Here is a 17041-nt window from a genome sequence, read left to right as displayed (position 1 = left end):
ACACGTGCGTATTGACCAGAACGAACCCGACACCACCGCCGTGGATGACGGCACTGCTGCAGCTGCCGCCCAGGCCGCTGCCACCGTCGCCAGCAATGACGGCGTCACCGACACCGATGCACTCGATGCCTTCAGCCAGGGCGTGGAGAAGGCCCGGGAGCAGGAAGTGCTGGAGGACGGTGGCGCGCCGGCCGCCACCGCGGACGATGGGGCTGCTGCAGATCCCGCGGCCGCGGCCGATGCAGGCGCCGACGGCTCTGGTGCGCCGGCCGCCGAGGGTGGTGAGGGTGGTGAGCCGGACCCGGCGGCTGCCGCTGCCGCGGCTGCTGCCCAGCCTGACGCCATCGATGCCGAGATCAAGGAGCTTGGCATCACGCATGAGCGTACGCAGAAGCGATTCCGCGAGCTGACCGAGCGCGCTGCCGAGGTCGAGGCACTGCGCCCCGAGGCCGAGCGTGGCCGGCAGTGGGAGGAAACGATCAAGTCCACCGGCGCCGACCCGCAGCAGATGGGCAATGCGCTGAACTACCTGGCGGCGATCAACTCGCGCGACCCGGCGGCGATGGCGCAGGCCTACGACTTCATGCAGCAGGAGATGGCCTGGCTGGCCAAGGAGCTGGGCCGGCCGGCGCCGGGCTATGACCCGCTGGCAGAACATGCCGAGCTCGCGAAGCAGGTGGCGGACGGCGACATGACCCGCGCTGCTGCGGAGGAGCTGATCCGCACCCGGCGTGCCACCGCCCTGCAGCAGGACAGTCAGCAGCGCCAGCGGCAGGCGAGGGAGCAGTCCGAGGCAGCCAGCAGTGCGCAGGAACAGGCGATGCAGGACGTGCAGACGCTGGGCTCCCAGCTGCGCGCTGCCGATCCGCAGCACTTCGACGCCAAGTTCAAGGCGATCCAGCCCATGGTGGCTGTCATCCAGAACAACCTGCCGCCCCAGCAGTGGGCCGCTGCCATCCAGCAGGCCTACATGGCTGCGCCGGCACCGGTGGCCGCGCCCGTGCAGCGCCAGCCGGCAGCGGCGCCCAACAACCCGGCCCGCGCCACCGGCGTGGACCTCAGCAGGGCCCCGACGAAGGAGAACGCCTTCGACTTCGGGGTGCAGCTGGCCAAGACGCAGGGCCGCTGATGCGCCGCCATCCCCTCGCGCTCGCCATATGGCGGGTGCTTAACGACTGGAGCAACCAATGAACGACCAGACCATCGAACAGGAAATTCAGGACAAGGGCCTGAACGCGCCGCGCGTGACTCCGTATGAGGTAGAGGCCGAGATCACGGGGCAGTTCTTCTTTACCGGTGGTGAAGGTATCGCGGGAGCCATGTCGGAGTTCTCGCATACTGGCAATGCCGCTCAATCTCGCTGTGGTGCGGAATGCGCGAAGTCATTGGACCTGATCACCTTCTGCGTCCTGCGCCTCCGTAACGGCTTCACCGTCACCGGTGAATCGGCCTGCGCCAGCCCGGAGAACTTCGACGCCGAGATCGGCCGCAAGATCGCCCGGCAGAACGCAGTCGCGAAGATTTGGCCGCTGCTGGGCTTCCGCCTCCGTGACCAGCTGGCCCGCCCGGTACTGACCGATGCGGACGCTGCCGCCGACCTTGCAGGCACGCCGCGCCCGTCCGCATAACCCCGTTGACTGGCATGCCGGCTGGCGCATATTGCGACCCAGCCGGCCAACGCCGGCATCGCGAGTGACGTAAGCCGGGTTCGCCGCCGGTAGCGCTGAAACGAGAGTCGCGCCCTCGGAACGCGAGAGACCACGCCCATTCGGGCTTCCTCTTTCCCTCCGAGGTGCGATATGCCTTTGACTCCCGCCCAGTTGGCGTCCGGCGCCAACTACCAGATGCAGTCCTATGCGACTGACGACCCGATCGACCAGTTCACCAGCGAGCGCCCGCTCGCGAAGTGGCTGATCGAGAAGAAGATCGAGACGGTCTTCGGTAACGGCATCTTCAACGAGAAGGTGCGCTTCACCAGCGACAGCAACTACCAGAACTACTCCGGCGACGACCAGGTCACGTTCAACCGGAAGGACACCGTGCGCCTGGCGCCGTATCAGGCCTATGAGGCCCACGACGGCTTCAGCCTCAACGAAACCGAGCTGGCCAATAACGGCATCATCCTGACCGACGACAAGTCGGCGCAGATGACCGACGCCGAGAAGATCCAGATCGTGGACAAGCTGCAGGAAGGCTGGACCACGCTGAAGGACGGCTTCCAGGAGAACTGGGACCGCGAGGTCCACCTGGATGGCTCCGCGAACCCGAAGGCCGTGCCGGGCCTGGACGCGCTGGTCAGCACCACCCCGAATGCCGGTGTCATCGGCAGCCTCGATGCATCGACCACCCCGTGGTGGCGCAACTGGGCGCAGATGGGGATCAGCACGGCCACGGCCGGCAACCTGATCTCGACGCTGGAGAAGATCTGGCGTCAGACCATCACCTACGGAAAGCTGGGCGCACCGGACTTCATCCCGGTCGGCTCGGATATGTATGACGCGCTGCTGGCTGACGCGCTGAAGGTGATCGGGCGTCAGATCAACATGGGGGGCACGTCCACCGGAGGCGTGACCGTCGATCCGAGCACCAAGGCGCTAGCCTTCAAGGGCGTGCCGGTGGTGTGGGATCCGACCTTCGATGCCCTGGACGAAGAGATGGGTGCGATCACCTATCCGTGGAAGAAGCGCGGCTACTTCCTCAACAGCAAGGCTGTACGGCTGCGCCCGGTGAAGGGCCGCTGGATGATCCGCCGTACCCCGCCGCGCGTGTACGACCGCTACACGTACTACTTCGGGCTGACCGCGCACTACGGCCTCAGCTGCCGCAAGCGCAACTCGAACGCGGTTTTCAGCATCGCCTGATCACCCCCAACGTGCCGGCGGGGTGTTCCTCGCCGGCCAGGAGAAAGAAATGCCGAACACCATCACCGTACAGGGCTCGAACATCGTGGCCCTGAAGAAGACCCCGCTGCTGGGTGGGGAGGGGCGCGAAGGGCTGGCCCACCTGGGGGGCAATGCCTCCGTCACCACCGGCGTGCTGCTGCAGGGCCATCCCGGCCTGGCCAGCGGTGCCACCCCGGCCAGTGGCGACGCGGGCTGGGTCACGCTGCTGAGTGCGACCGCGACGCAGGGCCCGGTGGTCGAGATCGCCGACCTGCCGAAGTTCGTCAAGCTGGGCGCCGCTGCCACGGGCCCCATCACCCTGGAGGGCGTGCAGTAATGGCCAAGTCCATCATCCTCACGTTCGTCACGCTCCTGATCGACCGTGACGCCAGCACCAAGCTCCCGACCACCGTGCCGGAGTTCGAACAATCCATCCTCGAAGAGATCTACGGCGAGGAACTGGTGACCGAACTGGAAACCAAGGACATGGAAGTGGCGGACTTCGACGTCGGTGCCGCCTTCGCCGGCCTGGTCAAGAAGTACGGCGGCAATGCCGACTCCGACGCTGCCCGCGCTCGCTACTTCAACCGCCAGCGCGACCTGGAGAAGTTCATCGACGCCCGGCAGCCGTCGCCGGCCAAGTCGGCAGGGAAGCCCGAAGTCCAGAAGAGTGCCCCGAAGGCGCCGGCCAAGTCGGCAGGCAAGAAGATCCAGGCGGCACCGAAGCTCATCGACTTCACCGAACTGCTGGCCGGCGATGTGGCCTCGATCACCGAGAAGCTGAAGGACCTGAGCGATGCGGACCTGGTTGCCATCGAGGCGGCGGAAGCCGAAGGGCAGGGTCGCGAAGATCTGCTGGCCGCGATCGATGACGAGAGCGAGTCCCGCAAGCAGTAACCCGACCCGCTGGCGGCGGTGACGGCGGCCGGTCGGGGGTGACTCCGGCCGGCCATTTTGCATCGAGAGAGGAGGCGTAAGTCATGGCATGGGTTCCCCTTGCATCTTCGGGATTGCAATACCTGTTTTTGAAGGAAGACCCAGTGACCGGCGCTGATGTCCCCGGGCTTCCGGACTATGTAGCCTTCGATCCGGCTACCAGCATCATTGCCCTGTCTCAGCCGGGAGTGCCGCATGGCCGCAATGCGAGTTGGACGCTTCATTTCCCTGGTAATGGCAGGGTGGAGATCAGGATCACCGCTATCAGCTTCCTTGGCGAAGGTGGTGTAGGCGGGAACTATGATTCGGCCTACTTCAGCTACCGCGGCGAGGGTGAGCCTGAAGTCATCGAAAACGAGGCTCAGGCTGGAGCCAGCGGCAATGTAGAGAGCTTCGTTCCCAATCGATTCGAGGCGGTGCTGCACGAATGGCCTGATAGGGACCAGCCTGCATGGCTGTATTACGGGTCGTCTTCCTATCCGGACGATACAGGCTGGGTTGAGATCGACCTTTTGTGGTCGTTCCAGATTGAAGTGCTTGTTGATGGGCCGGAAGGAACGTCCTACAACTGTGCATGCGACGACGATTACCCGCGCACCACGCTGGAGGCGATGCGCAAACGCCTCGCCACCCGGCTCGGCTTCGCCACGCAGGTGGCGATGGGCGTGCTGCCGCCCGGCATGGCTGAGCTGCTGGACGACTTCATCCGGAATGCACAGGAGATGCTCTACCGGCGCTATGCCGTGTTCCGCATGGAGCGCTTCTATGTGTGGGACATGGAGCCCGGCGTGCGCTTCTACGACTTCGACGCGAACGCCGATGCCTGCCCGAAGCGCATGGATCCGCGCATGGTCTCGTGGGCTGGCGTCTCGCAGGGCGATCTGAGTTGGCGGCCGCTGGTGTGTGGCATCGACCCCGTGATGTACGGCAGTCCCGGCCCGGGCATTCCCTCTCACTACGAAATCCGCCAGTGCATCGAGGTGTGGCCGGCGCCGGTGGATGACACCTGGAAGCTGCGTATCAAGGGGCATTTCGGGCTGCTGCCGCTTGAGGCGGATAGCGACGAGACGACCATCGACCCGGAGGCCATCTTCCTGCAGGCCTTGGCCAACGCCAAGGCGCACTATGGTCAGCCCGACGCCGGCAACTATGCGGCGCAGGCCGCGGCCTATGTACGCAGCCTGGTAGCAGGGTCGCACCACACGCGTCGCTACATCCCCGGAAGTGCAATGCCGCCACCGGCGGTGCGCCCGGTTTTGAGGGAGCCCTGAGGATGCGCAACCAGGCCCTAACGACGGTCAAGGCCGGCATCACTCGCCTGCGTGACAAGGGCGGGGCATCGCCGGATTCCCTGTATGACCTCCTCAATGGATACGTCACCGCGGCGCGCACTATCAAGAGCCGGCCTGGAACCCGCATCGACTTGGTGCTGCCACCGGAGACGAAAGGGCTTGTGTGGTTCCAGGGAAAGTTCGTGGTGTTCTCGCATTCGGTCACGTCCAGCAGCGACGACCGGGTGGAAGTGGAGGTCCTGCGAAACCCTGAATCGCCCGGCACGCCGATCAAGGACATCCACTTCGCGCTTCCATTCCTCGGCTACCTGTACGTCGTTGCTGAGTTCGACGACGGGTTTATCTGGCACTACTGGCTCGAGAAGGGGGAGGTATGGCAATCCGGAAAGTGGTATTTGCCCGGCACGCTGGTGCGTCCGTCCAATGGCAATGGCATGGCCTACCGAGTCCAGTCCGACCGTGCTGGCTATGTGCCGTGGGCGCCCAACGTCGGGCGTGTCGTGGACGATGTGGTGGTCCCGATCGAAGACAACGGATTTCGGTACGTCGTCACTGAGACGACGGGAGACAGCCCCCGTTCCGGAACTCTGGAACCGGCATGGCCAACGAACCCTGGTGAGACGGTCATCGAGGACGTGACCAACAGGAATCCGTCCAGCACGGGGCAGGATGCTGGCACACCAACCACCGATGTCCCCCCTTCAGTGAAAGACCGCTATGGCAGCGGAGGCAAGTCGGGATCAACCACCAGCGAGGTGCAGTAATGGCGTATCCCGTTTGGCAGCCTGGAACGCTCTACCAGCCTGGTGACATCGTCATCCCGATCACTGCGCCTGCGCCCAGCGCATCCGCGGTGGTCAATGGTGACTTCAGCGCTGGCGCCACCGGTTGGGACTTCAGCGGCGATGCCTTCTACACCACTGGCCGCGTCTCAAAGAGCGGCTTCAAGATGGCTGTTGAGCTTCCCGGCAACCGCCCAAGCGGCCTGGCGCTCAACCAGACGCGGCTGGTGGTGCCGGTCGGGAAGAAGATCACAGCTACCTGCCAGATCGACCAGGGCGCCTCTATCAAGGGCGCTACCCGGGGATGGGTAGAGGTTCACTGGTTCAACTCCGGTGACGTCCTGCTGCGGGTGGACAAGGGCAACCAGGTGGATGATGGAAGCCGGGGAGAGGTTCACCCCTCTACCTGTGAATCCATCGCTCCAGAGGGAGCAGCGTACTGCCGTACGGGCATCTCGCTCTGGTCCGTTGCCGACCACAGCCACAGCATCTGGGGCGGTGCGCTGCAGGTTCAGGGCACCTTTGCCGGCTTACCCGCCGATCTGGCGTACAGGGCCGTGCAGCCGGAGTCCGGGTTCTCCGATTCCAGCGAGCCGGCCTGGCCGCCGGTTCTTGGCCAACGGGTGGTCGACAACGAGGTCACCTGGGAGGCCATCTCTGCCACGCGCGTGGTCTGGACGGCGGAGCCACTGTACGTCAGCGGTGACGAGGAACCGGAGTGGCCAGAAGATGAGGGGGCCATGGTCAAGAACGGCTCCGTGCTGTTCCGGGCGGTTTCCCGAAGGGTTGAGGATCCGAACTGCCCGAATACCAAGATCGTGGCGATCGCCGCCTCGAAGGTGTTCTGCGGCGACGGCGACATCGTGCGTTACTCAGCCACGGTCAATCCGCTGGACTGGTCTTCGGACAACGACGCGGGCTATCTCCCGACCGGCCTGCAGAACTATGGTTCCAACCCCGTGGAGGCCATGGGCCTGTACCGCGGCAATCTGATCGCGTTCAACGCCGAGGCGTTCCAGCTTTGGCAGGTGGACGAAGATCCGGCGAACATGGCACTGCTGGATGCGCTGCCGATGGGCAGCACCCAGCACCACGCCATTGCCCCAGTATCGAACGACCTGTTCTTCCTGGCGTCGCAAGGCGTGCGCACGGTGGGGATCGCTGCCAGCAGCACCAACTTCCAGGCCGGCGATGTCGGGATGCCCATCGATCCGTTGGTGCAAGCGGCAATGAGCGCAGGACGAGAGCCGCTGGCACTCTACTACCCGGCAATGGGGCAGTACTGGCTAGTGTTCAACACCGACGGCCACTGGGAGGATGAGGTATGGATTCCCGGTATGGCCAAGGTGTTCGTCTACTCCATGACACGCATGGGGCAGGTGGGTGCTTGGTCCCGCTACGAATTCCCCTTCGCGATCGATGACTGGGCCATTGCCGGCGATGCGCTACATCTTCGCTCCGGCGACTTCATCCACCTGGTTGATGAGGCGGTGATTGGCGACGAGATCGGCACTGAGGTCAATGTCGATGGCGGCGAAAAATGGAAATTCGAGATCGTCCCGTTCAAGGGGGTGATCCAATGGCCATGGCTCGAGTTCGGCCAGCCTGGCGTAACCAAGATTCTCTACGGCTTCGACATCGTGGGGCAGGCCGATGTCTCGGTCTCCTTCGGCATCGACCAGAGCAATGGTGGTCTGTTCACGCCGGGCTACACGGTGCCGGCGGATACCGTGCCGGGAATGGTGATCCCGATGCCATTGGCGGCGCCATCGCTCTCCGTGCGCCTGACCTACGACGGGAGCGAGCCATGGCAGTGGAATGCGCTTGGCCTGTACCTGCAGGACATGCGCAGTATGGCGTGATGCTCCGTTGAACCGGCAGCGGGCGGAAGCAGCATACGTCCATGTTGCCCGCCCGCCTGCCATCGAACATCGTCCCTTGTCGCCCTGCGCACCTGGTCTATCTCTCGGACCGGATGCGCGAGGACGAGCGGGAGCAGTTCCTGGCCGTCACGGGCCTGACTGAATTCTCGCCGGACGTGGCCGCGGCCTTCTTCATCGACACGGCCCAGAAGTCACAGGGCTTCGCCTTCACGATCCTGCAGGACGACAACCTCCCAGCAGCTGCGGGCGGATTCCAACCCGTAGGCACTGGCGTGTGGCAGGCATGGATGGTCGGCACCGAAGAGGGCTGGGCGCAGCAGTGGCGCGCGATGACCAAGCTCACTCGCTGGGCGATGGATCGCATCTTCGAATGCGGCGCTCACCGGCTCCAGACCAGTGCACTGACCAGCCGGGAGAAGGCCATCGAGTGGTTCGAGCGGTCGCTGGGATTCCGGCCGGAGGGCGTCTGGCGCCACTTCGGCGTGCAGGGCGAGGACATCGCCCATTTCTCGAAGCTGAGGGGTGAGTGATGGGTGCCGGAGGCGGTTCCAACAAAGCAGCGCAGCAGGCGGCCCAGCAAGAAGGGCTGCGCCAGTCGAACATCAACCGTTCGATGCAGCAGATCAACCAGATTTACGGCGGCCCGCAGCGGGAGGCCGACATCAACGACTTCCTGGGCGCATCCCGCAGCTTCTACCGGCAGAACCTGGACCGGCAGCATGATGCGGCGGATCGCAGCCTGCGCTTCGCCATGGCCCGCAATGGCCTGACGGGCGGCTCTGCGTCCGTGGATGCCAACCGCCAGCTGGGGCAGGACTACCAGCAGGGCATCCTGACCGCCGATCGCCTGGCGCAGAGCGCGGCCAACGAGCTGCGCAACGCCGACGAGACCAGTCGGATGAACATGATCCAGCTGGCGCAGACCGGGGCCGACATGACCGCCGGGGCGAACAACGCGGCCATGTCCCTGCGCAACAACCTCGCCGGCGCCCGCGCCCAGCTCAACTCCGATGCGCTGGGCGAGTTGTTCTCGGGCGTCGGCACCTTGGCGAAGGCCAGCCGCGACCAAGCCGAGACGCGCAGGGCGAACCGGGACTTCTACAACCTGTACTACTCGCCGGGCTTTGGCTACGGCGCTGGAGGCCGCTGATGGGCGTCGGGATCGGGCTACTGCTGGCTTCGGCCGCTGCGAACCACTACAACAACCAGCAGGTCGCCAAGAAGCAGGACAACATCCTCGCCGGCCAGATCAGGCAGCAGGGCGTTCGGCAGCAGGAGGCGGACCAGGCCATTGCCAACGCCATGCAGCAGCGCGCCTCGCAGGGCGCAGAGGGCGAGCGCGCCGCAATCGGCGGCCAGTACCTCGACCAGGTGCGGGCCGCGCAGGCGAACGCACAGCGCGGGCTCGGGCAGGTCGGGGCGGTGAGCCGGGCCTACCAGCAGGACGCCAATGACGCGGCCCTCGGCATCGGGGACTACGGGGCAAAGACCGCCGGCCTGATGGCCCGCATCGACGCACCGGCACGGCAGCGCCAGCGCGAGGGCATTGCCGACGCCCGCGTGGCCATGGACCTGGACCAGATCGGCCGCCGGAGCCGCGCGGACGACTATCTGGCGCAGCTGCGCCTTCAGGGCGTGCGCCGCAATCCGTGGGTTGATCTGGCATCGGGCCTGATGAGCGCTGGTGCGGGTTTCGCCGCACAGTCCGGTGGCGGCCAGAGCCTTGCCGGCATCCAGACGCAGGCCAAGGCGGGTGCCGACTTCGGCAACGCCAACAACGCATTGAATCGCCAGCTGCAGGCGAAGTGGGGGCTGATGAATGGCTGACCTGAGCCGATTGATCCAAGGTGGCATGGACTTGGCCAGCGCGTTCGGCCGGGGCGATAGCGCCTACAGCCGATCCATGATCGATACCGCGCGGATGGAGGGCCTGGTTCTCGACGCCGCGAAGAAGCGCGAAGAGATGATGGCCCGCCGTGGGCTGGGCAACGCTATCCAGGCGTTGGGCGGTAGCCCGGACCTCGCCACGCTGTTCGCTGCGGGCGTCGACCCGACCAAGCTCTCCGGCTACCAGGGCGCCATGCAGGAGCAGGGCTTCCGCTCAGACGCTGCGACGCGCGCGACCGGTGGCGACTGGGATGGGGCCAATGCGGCGCTGATGGGCGTCGCCAACGGTCCGCAGCAACTGGCCACGGTGGAGGGTCAGAACCTCCTTGCCAACCGGTTCCTGGCCGGCGCCAACGGCGTCACCACCACCGAGCAGGGTCGGGCAGGGATGGCGGCCGATGCCGCCCGGGCTCGTGCTTCCGATGCCTCGGCGGCGAGCAGCTACGCCAGCGCCGCGCGGACCCGCCAGGCGACGGGCATCGACGCTGCCGAGTTCGGCCTGAAGCGGTCCGGGCAGTGGAACCCGGGCGGGGCGTCTGCGGCAGGCTCGAAGCCGCTGCCGGTGGGCGCCCTGAAAGAGCTGCTGAACGTCGAGGACGCGCTGGGCTCTGCCGAGGTGATGAACGACATCATCCAGAAGCACACCGGGCGCATCCAGGACGGGAGCCTGAGCATTTCTCCGGCCGGCGCGATGCTGGGCAAGGTCAGGACGTCGCTTGGCTTCTCCACGCCGAACGACGTGGCCCTCACGGAGTGGGATGCTGACAAGACCAAGATCGTCAACGAGTCGTTGCGGCTGAACAAGGGCGTGCAGACCGAGGGCGATGCTGTTCGTGCTGGCAATGAACTGATGGCTGCAAACGACGCTGCCACCGCCGCTCGCGCGCTCCAGCGCCTGGCCGACCTCAATCGCCGCGCGGTAGACCTGCAGCAGCGCAAGGCCGGCATGATCCGCGGCAACTACGGGCAGGCTCCCCTTGGTGACGTGTTCTCGGGCGGCCCGACTGGCAGGGCTCCTGCGGTCGGCACGATCGAAGGCGGCTACCGCTTCCGTGGCGGCAATCCGTCCGATCCGAATAGCTGGGAGAAGCTCTGATGGCCGGCCCGTGGGAGAAGTATCAGCAGCAAGATAGCCTCGGCCAGTTCGGCGCGGGAAATATCGACCTGACCAACCGCCCGCGTGTTCGTAACCCTGACGGCTCGATCTCCACTGTTCGTTCCATGTCGGCCAACTTCGACGGGAAGGAGGTGCTGCTGCCGACGGTCAGCGACGACGGCCGGATCATGTCCGACGACGAGGCGATCAATCAGTACCTGCGCACCGGCCAGAACCTTGGCTCCTTCAATTCGGTGGATGAGGCAAACGCCTACGCGGATCGCCTGCACCGCGAGCAGGAGCATATGTACGCCAGAGGTGAGGGGCAGGGGCCGTGGGCGAAGTACGCCGTCGAGGCGCCAGCCGCGGTCCCGCAGGCCGATCCCGAGTACCGCGCCACCAATGACATGAGCGCGCTCGATCGCTTCAGGGCCGGCATCGGTAAAGGCCTGGTCGACACGGGCGAGGGCGTTGTCCAGGCGCTGATCGACCAAGGCAGCCGGCCCATTCCCGCGCTGGCCGACATCTTCGCCAACATCAACCCCGAGGCGGCGGCCCAGGCAGAAGAGATTCTGCTGCGTCCCCAGCAGGCCATGCGTGAGCATGTGGCCGAGCGCAGGAGGATAGATGAGGATCTGGCGAGCACCGGCGCAGGAAGGTTTGGTGAGCTGGTGGGGGCTTTCGCCGGATCAGCTCCGGTAGGCGGGGTGGGAGTGGCCGCGCGCGGTGTTGGCGCGGCGCGAGCGATCGGCCAGAACGCATTGGCAGGCGCCTTCCAGAGCGGCCTGCAGCCCGTAGTGAGCGATGAGGAACGGGTCAAGAACAGCGCTCTTGGCGCGGCATTCGGCGGCGGCCTGTCCGCACTGGGCCGCGGAGCGATGCGCGTGGCCGAAGAGGTTCTCCCCTCCAACTTCCTCGCCAGGACCATGAACTACTTCGGCGAGCGGGCCAATCGGCAGCCCTACGCGCAGGAAAGCGAGGCACTGGCAGCACGGACCGGCATCGACTTCACGCCAGGCATGGTCTCTGGCGGGAAGGCACAGACGGCAATGGAGAACATGGCCCGCCAGTCCGTGTTCTCGGCCGACACCGCGTTCAAGGCGGACGAGCGGATCGCCACCCAGGCGGTCCAGTACGTACGCAACGTCATGGATCGGATCAGCCGCGACAACCTGTCACCGCAGAGCATTGGCGAGGGCGTCCAGAAGACCGTCCGCGAGGCCGTGGAGAAGATCGCTACCAGCCGAGAGCAGATGGCGTCCCGCCAGTTCGGCGCCATCCGGAGCCTTGTTGGCGACAAGCCGGTGGTGGACTACTCGGCCACCAAGAAGGCACTGAACGACATCATCGGCGAGTACGGCGACGTGATCGGCAGCGACGCCGGCAAGATCCGCGCTCAGGCACAGAGCCTGCTGGACGAGATCGTCCAGAAGGGCGAGGGCGTCTCGCTCGATGCCGCACGCCGAGCCCGGGGGTTCTACGGCGCTGCCGCCCGCGGGAAGTCCAACCTGTTCGAGAACGTCAGCCCGGACCTCAACCGGAGGCTCGCGGCCAAGATGTACGGGGCGATCTCTGACGATCTCGACGCGGCCGCCGGGCGGATCGATGAGCTGGCCGGATTCGGGCAGAACATGCCCGTCCAGGATGGCGTCCAGGCTATGCGCCCCAGCGAGCTGCTGAAGCAGGCCAACGACGATTACCGGCGCCACTCGCAGCTTCTGGAGGCGGTGAAGAACAGTCCGCTGAAGCGGCTGCTGGGCGACGAGTTCAACGTGGACGACTTCATGACCGTCAACACGCTGCCACCTGAGACGGTGATCGCCCGCATGGGCTCGATGAAGCCGACCGAGTTGAACCTGGTCCGCGACTTCATGGAGAAGAACGCCCCGGATACGTGGCAGCAGTACAAGCGCATGCTCCTGGACGACGCGCTGGCGGCGGCCGAGACGGTGCCCACCTCAGGCGGCGCAAACTCGCTTCCGTTCAACGCTAGCGGCTTCATTCGCGCGATCGGTGGGGACAAGCCGGAGAAGATCGAGAGGCTGCGGGCCATCTTCAACCCGAAGGAGATGCCTGAGGTCCTGGACGCCATGCAGGCAGCGCGCCGGCTGGGGGACAAGTTCGGCGCGAATTTCAGCGGCACCGGCCCCTACGCCGAGGTGTCGCAGGCTGCGCAGAGCTTCGTGGACTCGATCAAGAACATGAGCATCCGCGGGATCGCTGGGGCGGCATCGCCGGTCATCGGCCTGAACGGCGTGGCGCGGATGATGCTCAACGCGGACGGACGCAAGGCGCTGATTGAGCTGTCGAAGCTTCCCCCAGGGACGAAGCGTGCCAACGATCTCGCTGCGTACCTGGCGAGCGTGGCTGCGGTCACCACTGGGGAGAAGGAGCCCTTGGAGATCGATGTTGCCGGCGGAACGCCAGGAGCGGCGCCGACCGAGAAAGAGCTACAGGCGCTCCGCGCTCGGAACGCCGGTCAGTGACGGTAGCGGCGGGTGTGCCACCACCCGCCTATCGCCAGAGTCAGCAGGATGACCAGCAGAGCGGCCGCGCAGCAAAGCGCCCACGCCCCCACTGCGGGGAGAATCCAATCCGCAGCATTTCCGTAGGTGCGCATCCGCACGGCCGCCATCGCCGGAACGCCGACGCTGACAATGCCGACCCACCGCTTCGCCCAGTAGCCGAACTTGGCCCGGACGTACTGGCCCACGGTAGTGGGGATGATCTCGGCGTCCTGGATGTCGGCGGGCTGGCTCATGGCCAAAAGCTACCACCCGTCTGGACGTGGGTGGTAGCGGATCCTTCACTTGATGACGATGCACCCGGCGGCCGGGGTTTCGGACACGACCTCCGTCCCGTTGGGCCCAGGGCAGCGATAGAGCGTCTTCTGCTGGCCTTGGGGTGCTCCGGATGCGCCCCAGTTACGCCAATTGGAGCTCGTACCCGTCGTTGGCGCAGCGGGCTCAGCTGGCGTGGAAGGCGCCGCCGCTGCCGCTGCCGCGCTCTGCTGGGGTCCGCCGCAGCCCTTCTTGTCCATGGAGCGACGAACCGCCTCCTTCTCCCCGCGGACGTTCGCGAGTTCAGATGCCTCGATTCCGTCGCCAGTTCCGTAGCCGAGCCAGAATGCCTGCACCTTTCCGCTCTTCCGCCGCTGCTCCTGCGCAATGGCGAGTTGATCCTCGCGGCGAGCCAGCGAATTCACCTCAACGCCAAGCTGCTCACAGGTATAGCTCTGGTACTTCACGTCTGACGTGTACGATCCAGTGATTTCCGCTGGCTTGGTAGCCAGGTTCATGCAGCCAGTCAATGCGGAAGCCGCAGCTACGGCCACAACGGTCTTTCGAATGCTCATTTCCCCATCCCCCTATCCCTGATAGGCCGAATCCTACCAGCAAGCCTCTTGGACTTCTTGGGCCTCCAGCTGGCGGGTGAGTGCGCCCGTTGAACCCCCTCTCTACTGCCCCAGCATGTCCGAAACGGAACGGGGCAGGGCATGGGCCAGCAAGCGAACAAGAAGACTCCCCGGGGTGTGCGGAACAACAACCCCGGGAACATCGACCGCACGGCGGTTGCCTGGCAGGGCGAGGACCGTAGCCCCGAGGCGATCAAGCGTGAGCCGCGCTTCTGCGTATTCCTGACGCCGCAGGCGGGGTTCCGGGCGATTGCCAAGACCCTGCTGACCTACCAGCGCAAGCACGGGCTGCGCTCGGTCAAGGAGATCATCAATCGCTGGGCGCCGCCCGTCGAGAACGACACGGGCGCCTATGTCCGGCAGGTGGCCAGCGAGGTTGGCGCCGGCGCAACCGAGATCATCAGTTTGGACCGGCAGGTGACCCTGCAGCGGCTGGTGACAGCCATTGCGCGGCACGAGAACGGCGGTCTGTTCTGGCCTGAGCCGGTGATCGCTGCCGGCGTCCGCGAGGCGCTGGCGTGATGGAGGACGCGACCGTCTGGGGCGTTGGAAGCGGGCTTGGCCTGCTGCTCTTGCTGGGCAAGGTGGCATGGGACCGTTTTCTGTCGCCTGAGGGAAAGGCCAGCGATGCCTTGGTCGGCCAGCTTGGCGAGCGCATCGCGTCCCAGGAGGCGCGGCTTGTGACGCTGGAGAACGGCCTGGACGAGGAGCGTAAGGCCCGCCGGGACGCTGAGGCCAAGGTCTACGAACTGACCATGCGGATCATGCGTCTGGAGTTCGAACTGAAGAAGCACAACATCGAGGTGCCGCAGTGATCACCCGTGCGCACATCCTCGCCGGCCTACTGCTGTTTCTGGCGGGCTGCCTGCTGGGCCGTGAGTGGCGCGACCGCTCCGCCGACCTGGCCCAGAGCCGGCAGGCCACCAAGCAGGCCCAGGCCGAGACCAAGGCCGTCGAAACCGCTCGCAGCGCCGAGCACCAGCAGGCCGACACCCTGGCCACGATCGGAGAGACCCATGAGCAAGCCCGTGCTGCGGCCCCGGCCGTCGCTGATGCTGTTGTTGCTGACCTGCGTGCTGGCAATCTCCGGCTGCGCGACGGCTGGGCGAGCTGCGAAACCCAGCGTCTGTCCGACGCCAGTGCCGCCGCCCGCGAACGTGATGCGGCCGCCCAGCGCCGAGCGGAATTTGCGGGAGCTGTTGTTCGAGCCGGCCGAGACGCAGACGACCAGCTCGCGGCCTGCCAAGCCGTAATCCGGGCCTACGTGGCGCAGTGATGGCCGGGACGAAGATCAAACTGAAAGACCAGCTCGGACGCGTCGTCCGGGTTGGTGGCGATGCGACAAAGGGCGCTACGGTAGGGCGCGACCTGCGCTGGCCGGACGGCTCGCTGGTGCAGGAGTCGCAGGTCAGGAATGCCGCCGGCAGCGCGTCCACGGGCGGCTCCACTGGCGGCCTCGCTACAACGGTCTGGCGGCTTATCCGCGAGGTTCCCGCGAACCTGCAGAAGCTGGCCGCGCTGGCCGGCGTCGGCTTCACCACGCGTGGGTCCGATGGCGAGTGGCGCCAGCGGTCGATCGCGGCCGGCGAGGGCATCCACATCGAGAACGGCGACGGCGTTGCCGGTGATCCGGTCGTCTCGCTCGCTCCCCTGGCCCGGCCAGCTGCGGCGACCGTGTCGGCCCTGCGGCTGCTCTCGGAAGGTGCCGACGGCGTCCGCCACCTGGATCCGAGCGACGACGACTCCGTGGCCGGGATGCTGGGTGTTTCGCTGACGGCTGGCGATCTCGGAGCGGACATCAAGATCAAGACCGGCGGGACCGTCGACGACACGGGCTGGTCCTGGGCGCCGGGGTTCGTCTTCGCGGGCCCGGCTGGGACGCTGACCCAAGCACAGCCTGTATCGGGCTGGGAGATCGTCGTGGGCTACGCGCCTTCGCCGACCCGCCTCAACCTCACTTTTGATGAGCCAGTGAAGCTGGCATAGGAGCAAGCAAATGGTGGACAAGGTCCTTTATCGGAATGCCGGCGAGACCAAGCAGTACACGCCGATCACCGCGTCGACCGGTTCTGGTGATGCTGGCAAGATCCCGGCCCTGGGCAGCGACGGCAAGCTGGATCCGTCGATGTACGACCCGGGCGCTGACCCGAGCGAGCCGATCACAGCCAGCGAGGCCATTGGCGCCGGCAAGTTCTACAACCGATTCGCTGACGGCGGCGTGCTGAAAGCCCGACTGGCGGACAACTCAAATGCTCGTCCGGCGCACGGTTTCGTGCGTGAGTCCGTCGCCGCGGATGCGGAAGGGACCGGCTATCCGCTCGATTCGGTCAACGATGCGCTCACGGGCCTGACCGTCGGTGCCAACTACTACCTCGGCACCGCTGGCGGTGTGCTCGCTGTGCCGCTGGATGCTGCTGACGCCGGCAACACCGGCAAGATCGACCAGAAGCTCGGCATGGCCAAGAGCGCCACGGAACTGGTCACCGACGATTTCGACTACGTGGTGCTCTGAGTGACCGAGCGGCGTCCGCTCGTTCGTGTTGGCGGGGAGACAGTGCAGCTCCCTGCCGGCGACACGCTGCCTGGGGGCGGCGGGATGCTCTACCGGAAGCAAGTCACCTTTACTACCAGCCAGAGCTGGACGTTTCCTGCCACTGCACTGCCGAGCGTAAACTACGTGCTCATAGGCGGTGGTGGCGGTGGTGCCACCGGTGGGACCGGTGATGTGACCGGTGGGACCGGCGGTGGTGGTGGTGCATACAAGGAAGGGATCGTTGAGATAGTACCCGGTGACACTTATTCAATTATCGTGGGCGCGGGTGGAGCTTCTAACACGGCGGGGGGCGATACTATAGCGTTCGGTATAAG

General features: G+C 65.8%; 20 protein-coding genes. 18 read left to right on the top strand and 2 right to left on the bottom strand.

What is annotated here, in order from left to right:
- Positions 1 to 4: 4 nt before the first annotated feature.
- The 13 genes from QMX80_RS03125 (at position 5) to QMX80_RS03065 (ending at position 13244) form a co-directional block, all read left to right on the top strand.
- Positions 5 to 1129 carry a hypothetical protein gene (locus tag QMX80_RS03125; protein WP_282275208.1) on the top strand — a complete coding sequence of 375 codons (1125 nt, stop codon included), beginning with the start codon at positions 5 to 7 and terminating at the stop codon, positions 1127 to 1129.
- 58 nt (positions 1130 to 1187) lie between these two features.
- Positions 1188 to 1628, top strand: a complete 441-nt coding sequence (locus tag QMX80_RS03120) for a Gp49 family protein (RefSeq protein WP_282275206.1) — start codon at positions 1188 to 1190, stop codon at positions 1626 to 1628.
- A 171-nt stretch (positions 1629 to 1799) separates the two neighbouring features.
- Positions 1800 to 2861, top strand: coding sequence for a phage major capsid protein (locus QMX80_RS03115; RefSeq protein WP_282275205.1), 1062 nt, complete (start codon positions 1800 to 1802; stop codon positions 2859 to 2861).
- 49 nt (positions 2862 to 2910) lie between these two features.
- Complete coding sequence (locus tag QMX80_RS03110) at positions 2911 to 3219, top strand: hypothetical protein (protein ID WP_282275204.1); 309 nt, start codon at positions 2911 to 2913, stop codon at positions 3217 to 3219.
- Positions 3219 to 3779, top strand: coding sequence for a hypothetical protein (locus tag QMX80_RS03105; protein ID WP_282275202.1), 561 nt, complete (start codon positions 3219 to 3221; stop codon positions 3777 to 3779). The genes QMX80_RS03110 and QMX80_RS03105 overlap by 1 nt, the downstream gene beginning before the upstream one ends.
- Positions 3780 to 3862: 83 nt before the next feature.
- Positions 3863 to 5089, top strand: a complete 1227-nt coding sequence (locus QMX80_RS03100) for a hypothetical protein (RefSeq protein WP_282275201.1) — start codon at positions 3863 to 3865, stop codon at positions 5087 to 5089.
- Between the two features lie 2 nt (positions 5090 to 5091).
- Entirely contained in the window at positions 5092 to 5874 is a 783-nt protein-coding gene (locus QMX80_RS03095) for a hypothetical protein (RefSeq protein WP_282275200.1), read from the top strand.
- The gene (locus QMX80_RS03090; protein ID WP_282275199.1) at positions 5874 to 7754 is read left to right on the top strand and encodes a hypothetical protein; all 1881 of its coding nucleotides are present in this window, start codon (positions 5874 to 5876) and stop codon (positions 7752 to 7754) included. The genes QMX80_RS03095 and QMX80_RS03090 overlap by 1 nt, the downstream gene beginning before the upstream one ends.
- 41 nt (positions 7755 to 7795) lie before the next feature.
- On the top strand, positions 7796 to 8305 hold the full coding sequence (locus QMX80_RS03085) for a hypothetical protein (RefSeq protein WP_282275198.1): 510 nt from the start codon (positions 7796 to 7798) through the stop codon (positions 8303 to 8305).
- A complete protein-coding gene (locus QMX80_RS03080) occupies positions 8305 to 8925 on the top strand; it encodes a hypothetical protein (RefSeq protein ID WP_282275197.1) in 621 nt (206 codons plus the stop codon). The genes QMX80_RS03085 and QMX80_RS03080 overlap by 1 nt, the downstream gene beginning before the upstream one ends.
- Positions 8925 to 9602, top strand: a complete 678-nt coding sequence (locus tag QMX80_RS03075) for a hypothetical protein (protein WP_282275196.1) — start codon at positions 8925 to 8927, stop codon at positions 9600 to 9602. The genes QMX80_RS03080 and QMX80_RS03075 overlap by 1 nt, the downstream gene beginning before the upstream one ends.
- Entirely contained in the window at positions 9595 to 10758 is a 1164-nt protein-coding gene (locus QMX80_RS03070; RefSeq protein WP_282275195.1) for a hypothetical protein, read from the top strand. Before QMX80_RS03075 ends, QMX80_RS03070 begins: the two co-directional genes overlap by 8 nt.
- Positions 10758 to 13244, top strand: a complete 2487-nt coding sequence (locus QMX80_RS03065) for a hypothetical protein (protein ID WP_282275194.1) — start codon at positions 10758 to 10760, stop codon at positions 13242 to 13244. Before QMX80_RS03070 ends, QMX80_RS03065 begins: the two co-directional genes overlap by 1 nt.
- Here the strand turns inward: QMX80_RS03065 and QMX80_RS03060 are convergent.
- Positions 13238 to 13519 carry a hypothetical protein gene (locus QMX80_RS03060; RefSeq protein WP_282275192.1) on the bottom strand — a complete coding sequence of 94 codons (282 nt, stop codon included), beginning with the start codon at positions 13517 to 13519 and terminating at the stop codon, positions 13238 to 13240. The genes QMX80_RS03065 and QMX80_RS03060 overlap by 7 nt on opposite strands.
- 45 nt (positions 13520 to 13564) lie before the next feature.
- Positions 13565 to 14056, bottom strand: coding sequence for a hypothetical protein (locus tag QMX80_RS03055; RefSeq protein ID WP_282275191.1), 492 nt, complete (start codon positions 14054 to 14056; stop codon positions 13565 to 13567).
- Between the two features lie 198 nt (positions 14057 to 14254).
- On the opposite strand from QMX80_RS03055, the gene QMX80_RS03050 reads away from it, so the two are divergent.
- Genes QMX80_RS03050 through QMX80_RS03030 form a run of 5 tightly spaced genes read left to right on the top strand, consistent with a single transcriptional unit; the run spans position 14255 to position 16685 of the window.
- Positions 14255 to 14695 carry a structural protein P5 gene (locus tag QMX80_RS03050; RefSeq protein WP_282275190.1) on the top strand — a complete coding sequence of 147 codons (441 nt, stop codon included), beginning with the start codon at positions 14255 to 14257 and terminating at the stop codon, positions 14693 to 14695.
- On the top strand, positions 14695 to 14988 hold the full coding sequence (locus QMX80_RS03045) for a hypothetical protein (RefSeq protein ID WP_282275189.1): 294 nt from the start codon (positions 14695 to 14697) through the stop codon (positions 14986 to 14988). Before QMX80_RS03050 ends, QMX80_RS03045 begins: the two co-directional genes overlap by 1 nt.
- Positions 14985 to 15449, top strand: a complete 465-nt coding sequence (locus QMX80_RS03040; protein WP_282275187.1) for a hypothetical protein — start codon at positions 14985 to 14987, stop codon at positions 15447 to 15449. The genes QMX80_RS03045 and QMX80_RS03040 overlap by 4 nt, the downstream gene beginning before the upstream one ends.
- Positions 15449 to 16159 (top strand): hypothetical protein, encoded by a 711-nt coding sequence (locus tag QMX80_RS03035; protein WP_282275185.1) that lies wholly within the window; start codon positions 15449 to 15451, stop codon positions 16157 to 16159. The genes QMX80_RS03040 and QMX80_RS03035 overlap by 1 nt, the downstream gene beginning before the upstream one ends.
- A gap of 10 nt (positions 16160 to 16169) precedes the next feature.
- Positions 16170 to 16685 carry a hypothetical protein gene (locus tag QMX80_RS03030; RefSeq protein ID WP_282275183.1) on the top strand — a complete coding sequence of 172 codons (516 nt, stop codon included), beginning with the start codon at positions 16170 to 16172 and terminating at the stop codon, positions 16683 to 16685.
- Positions 16686 to 17041 lie beyond the last annotated feature (356 nt).

Origin of the sequence: Stenotrophomonas sp. PS02297 (assembly GCF_029959705.1) — a bacterium.
Taxonomy (GTDB): domain Bacteria; phylum Pseudomonadota; class Gammaproteobacteria; order Xanthomonadales; family Xanthomonadaceae; genus Stenotrophomonas; species Stenotrophomonas nitritireducens.
This window is presented reverse-complemented; position numbering and strand designations above follow the sequence as displayed.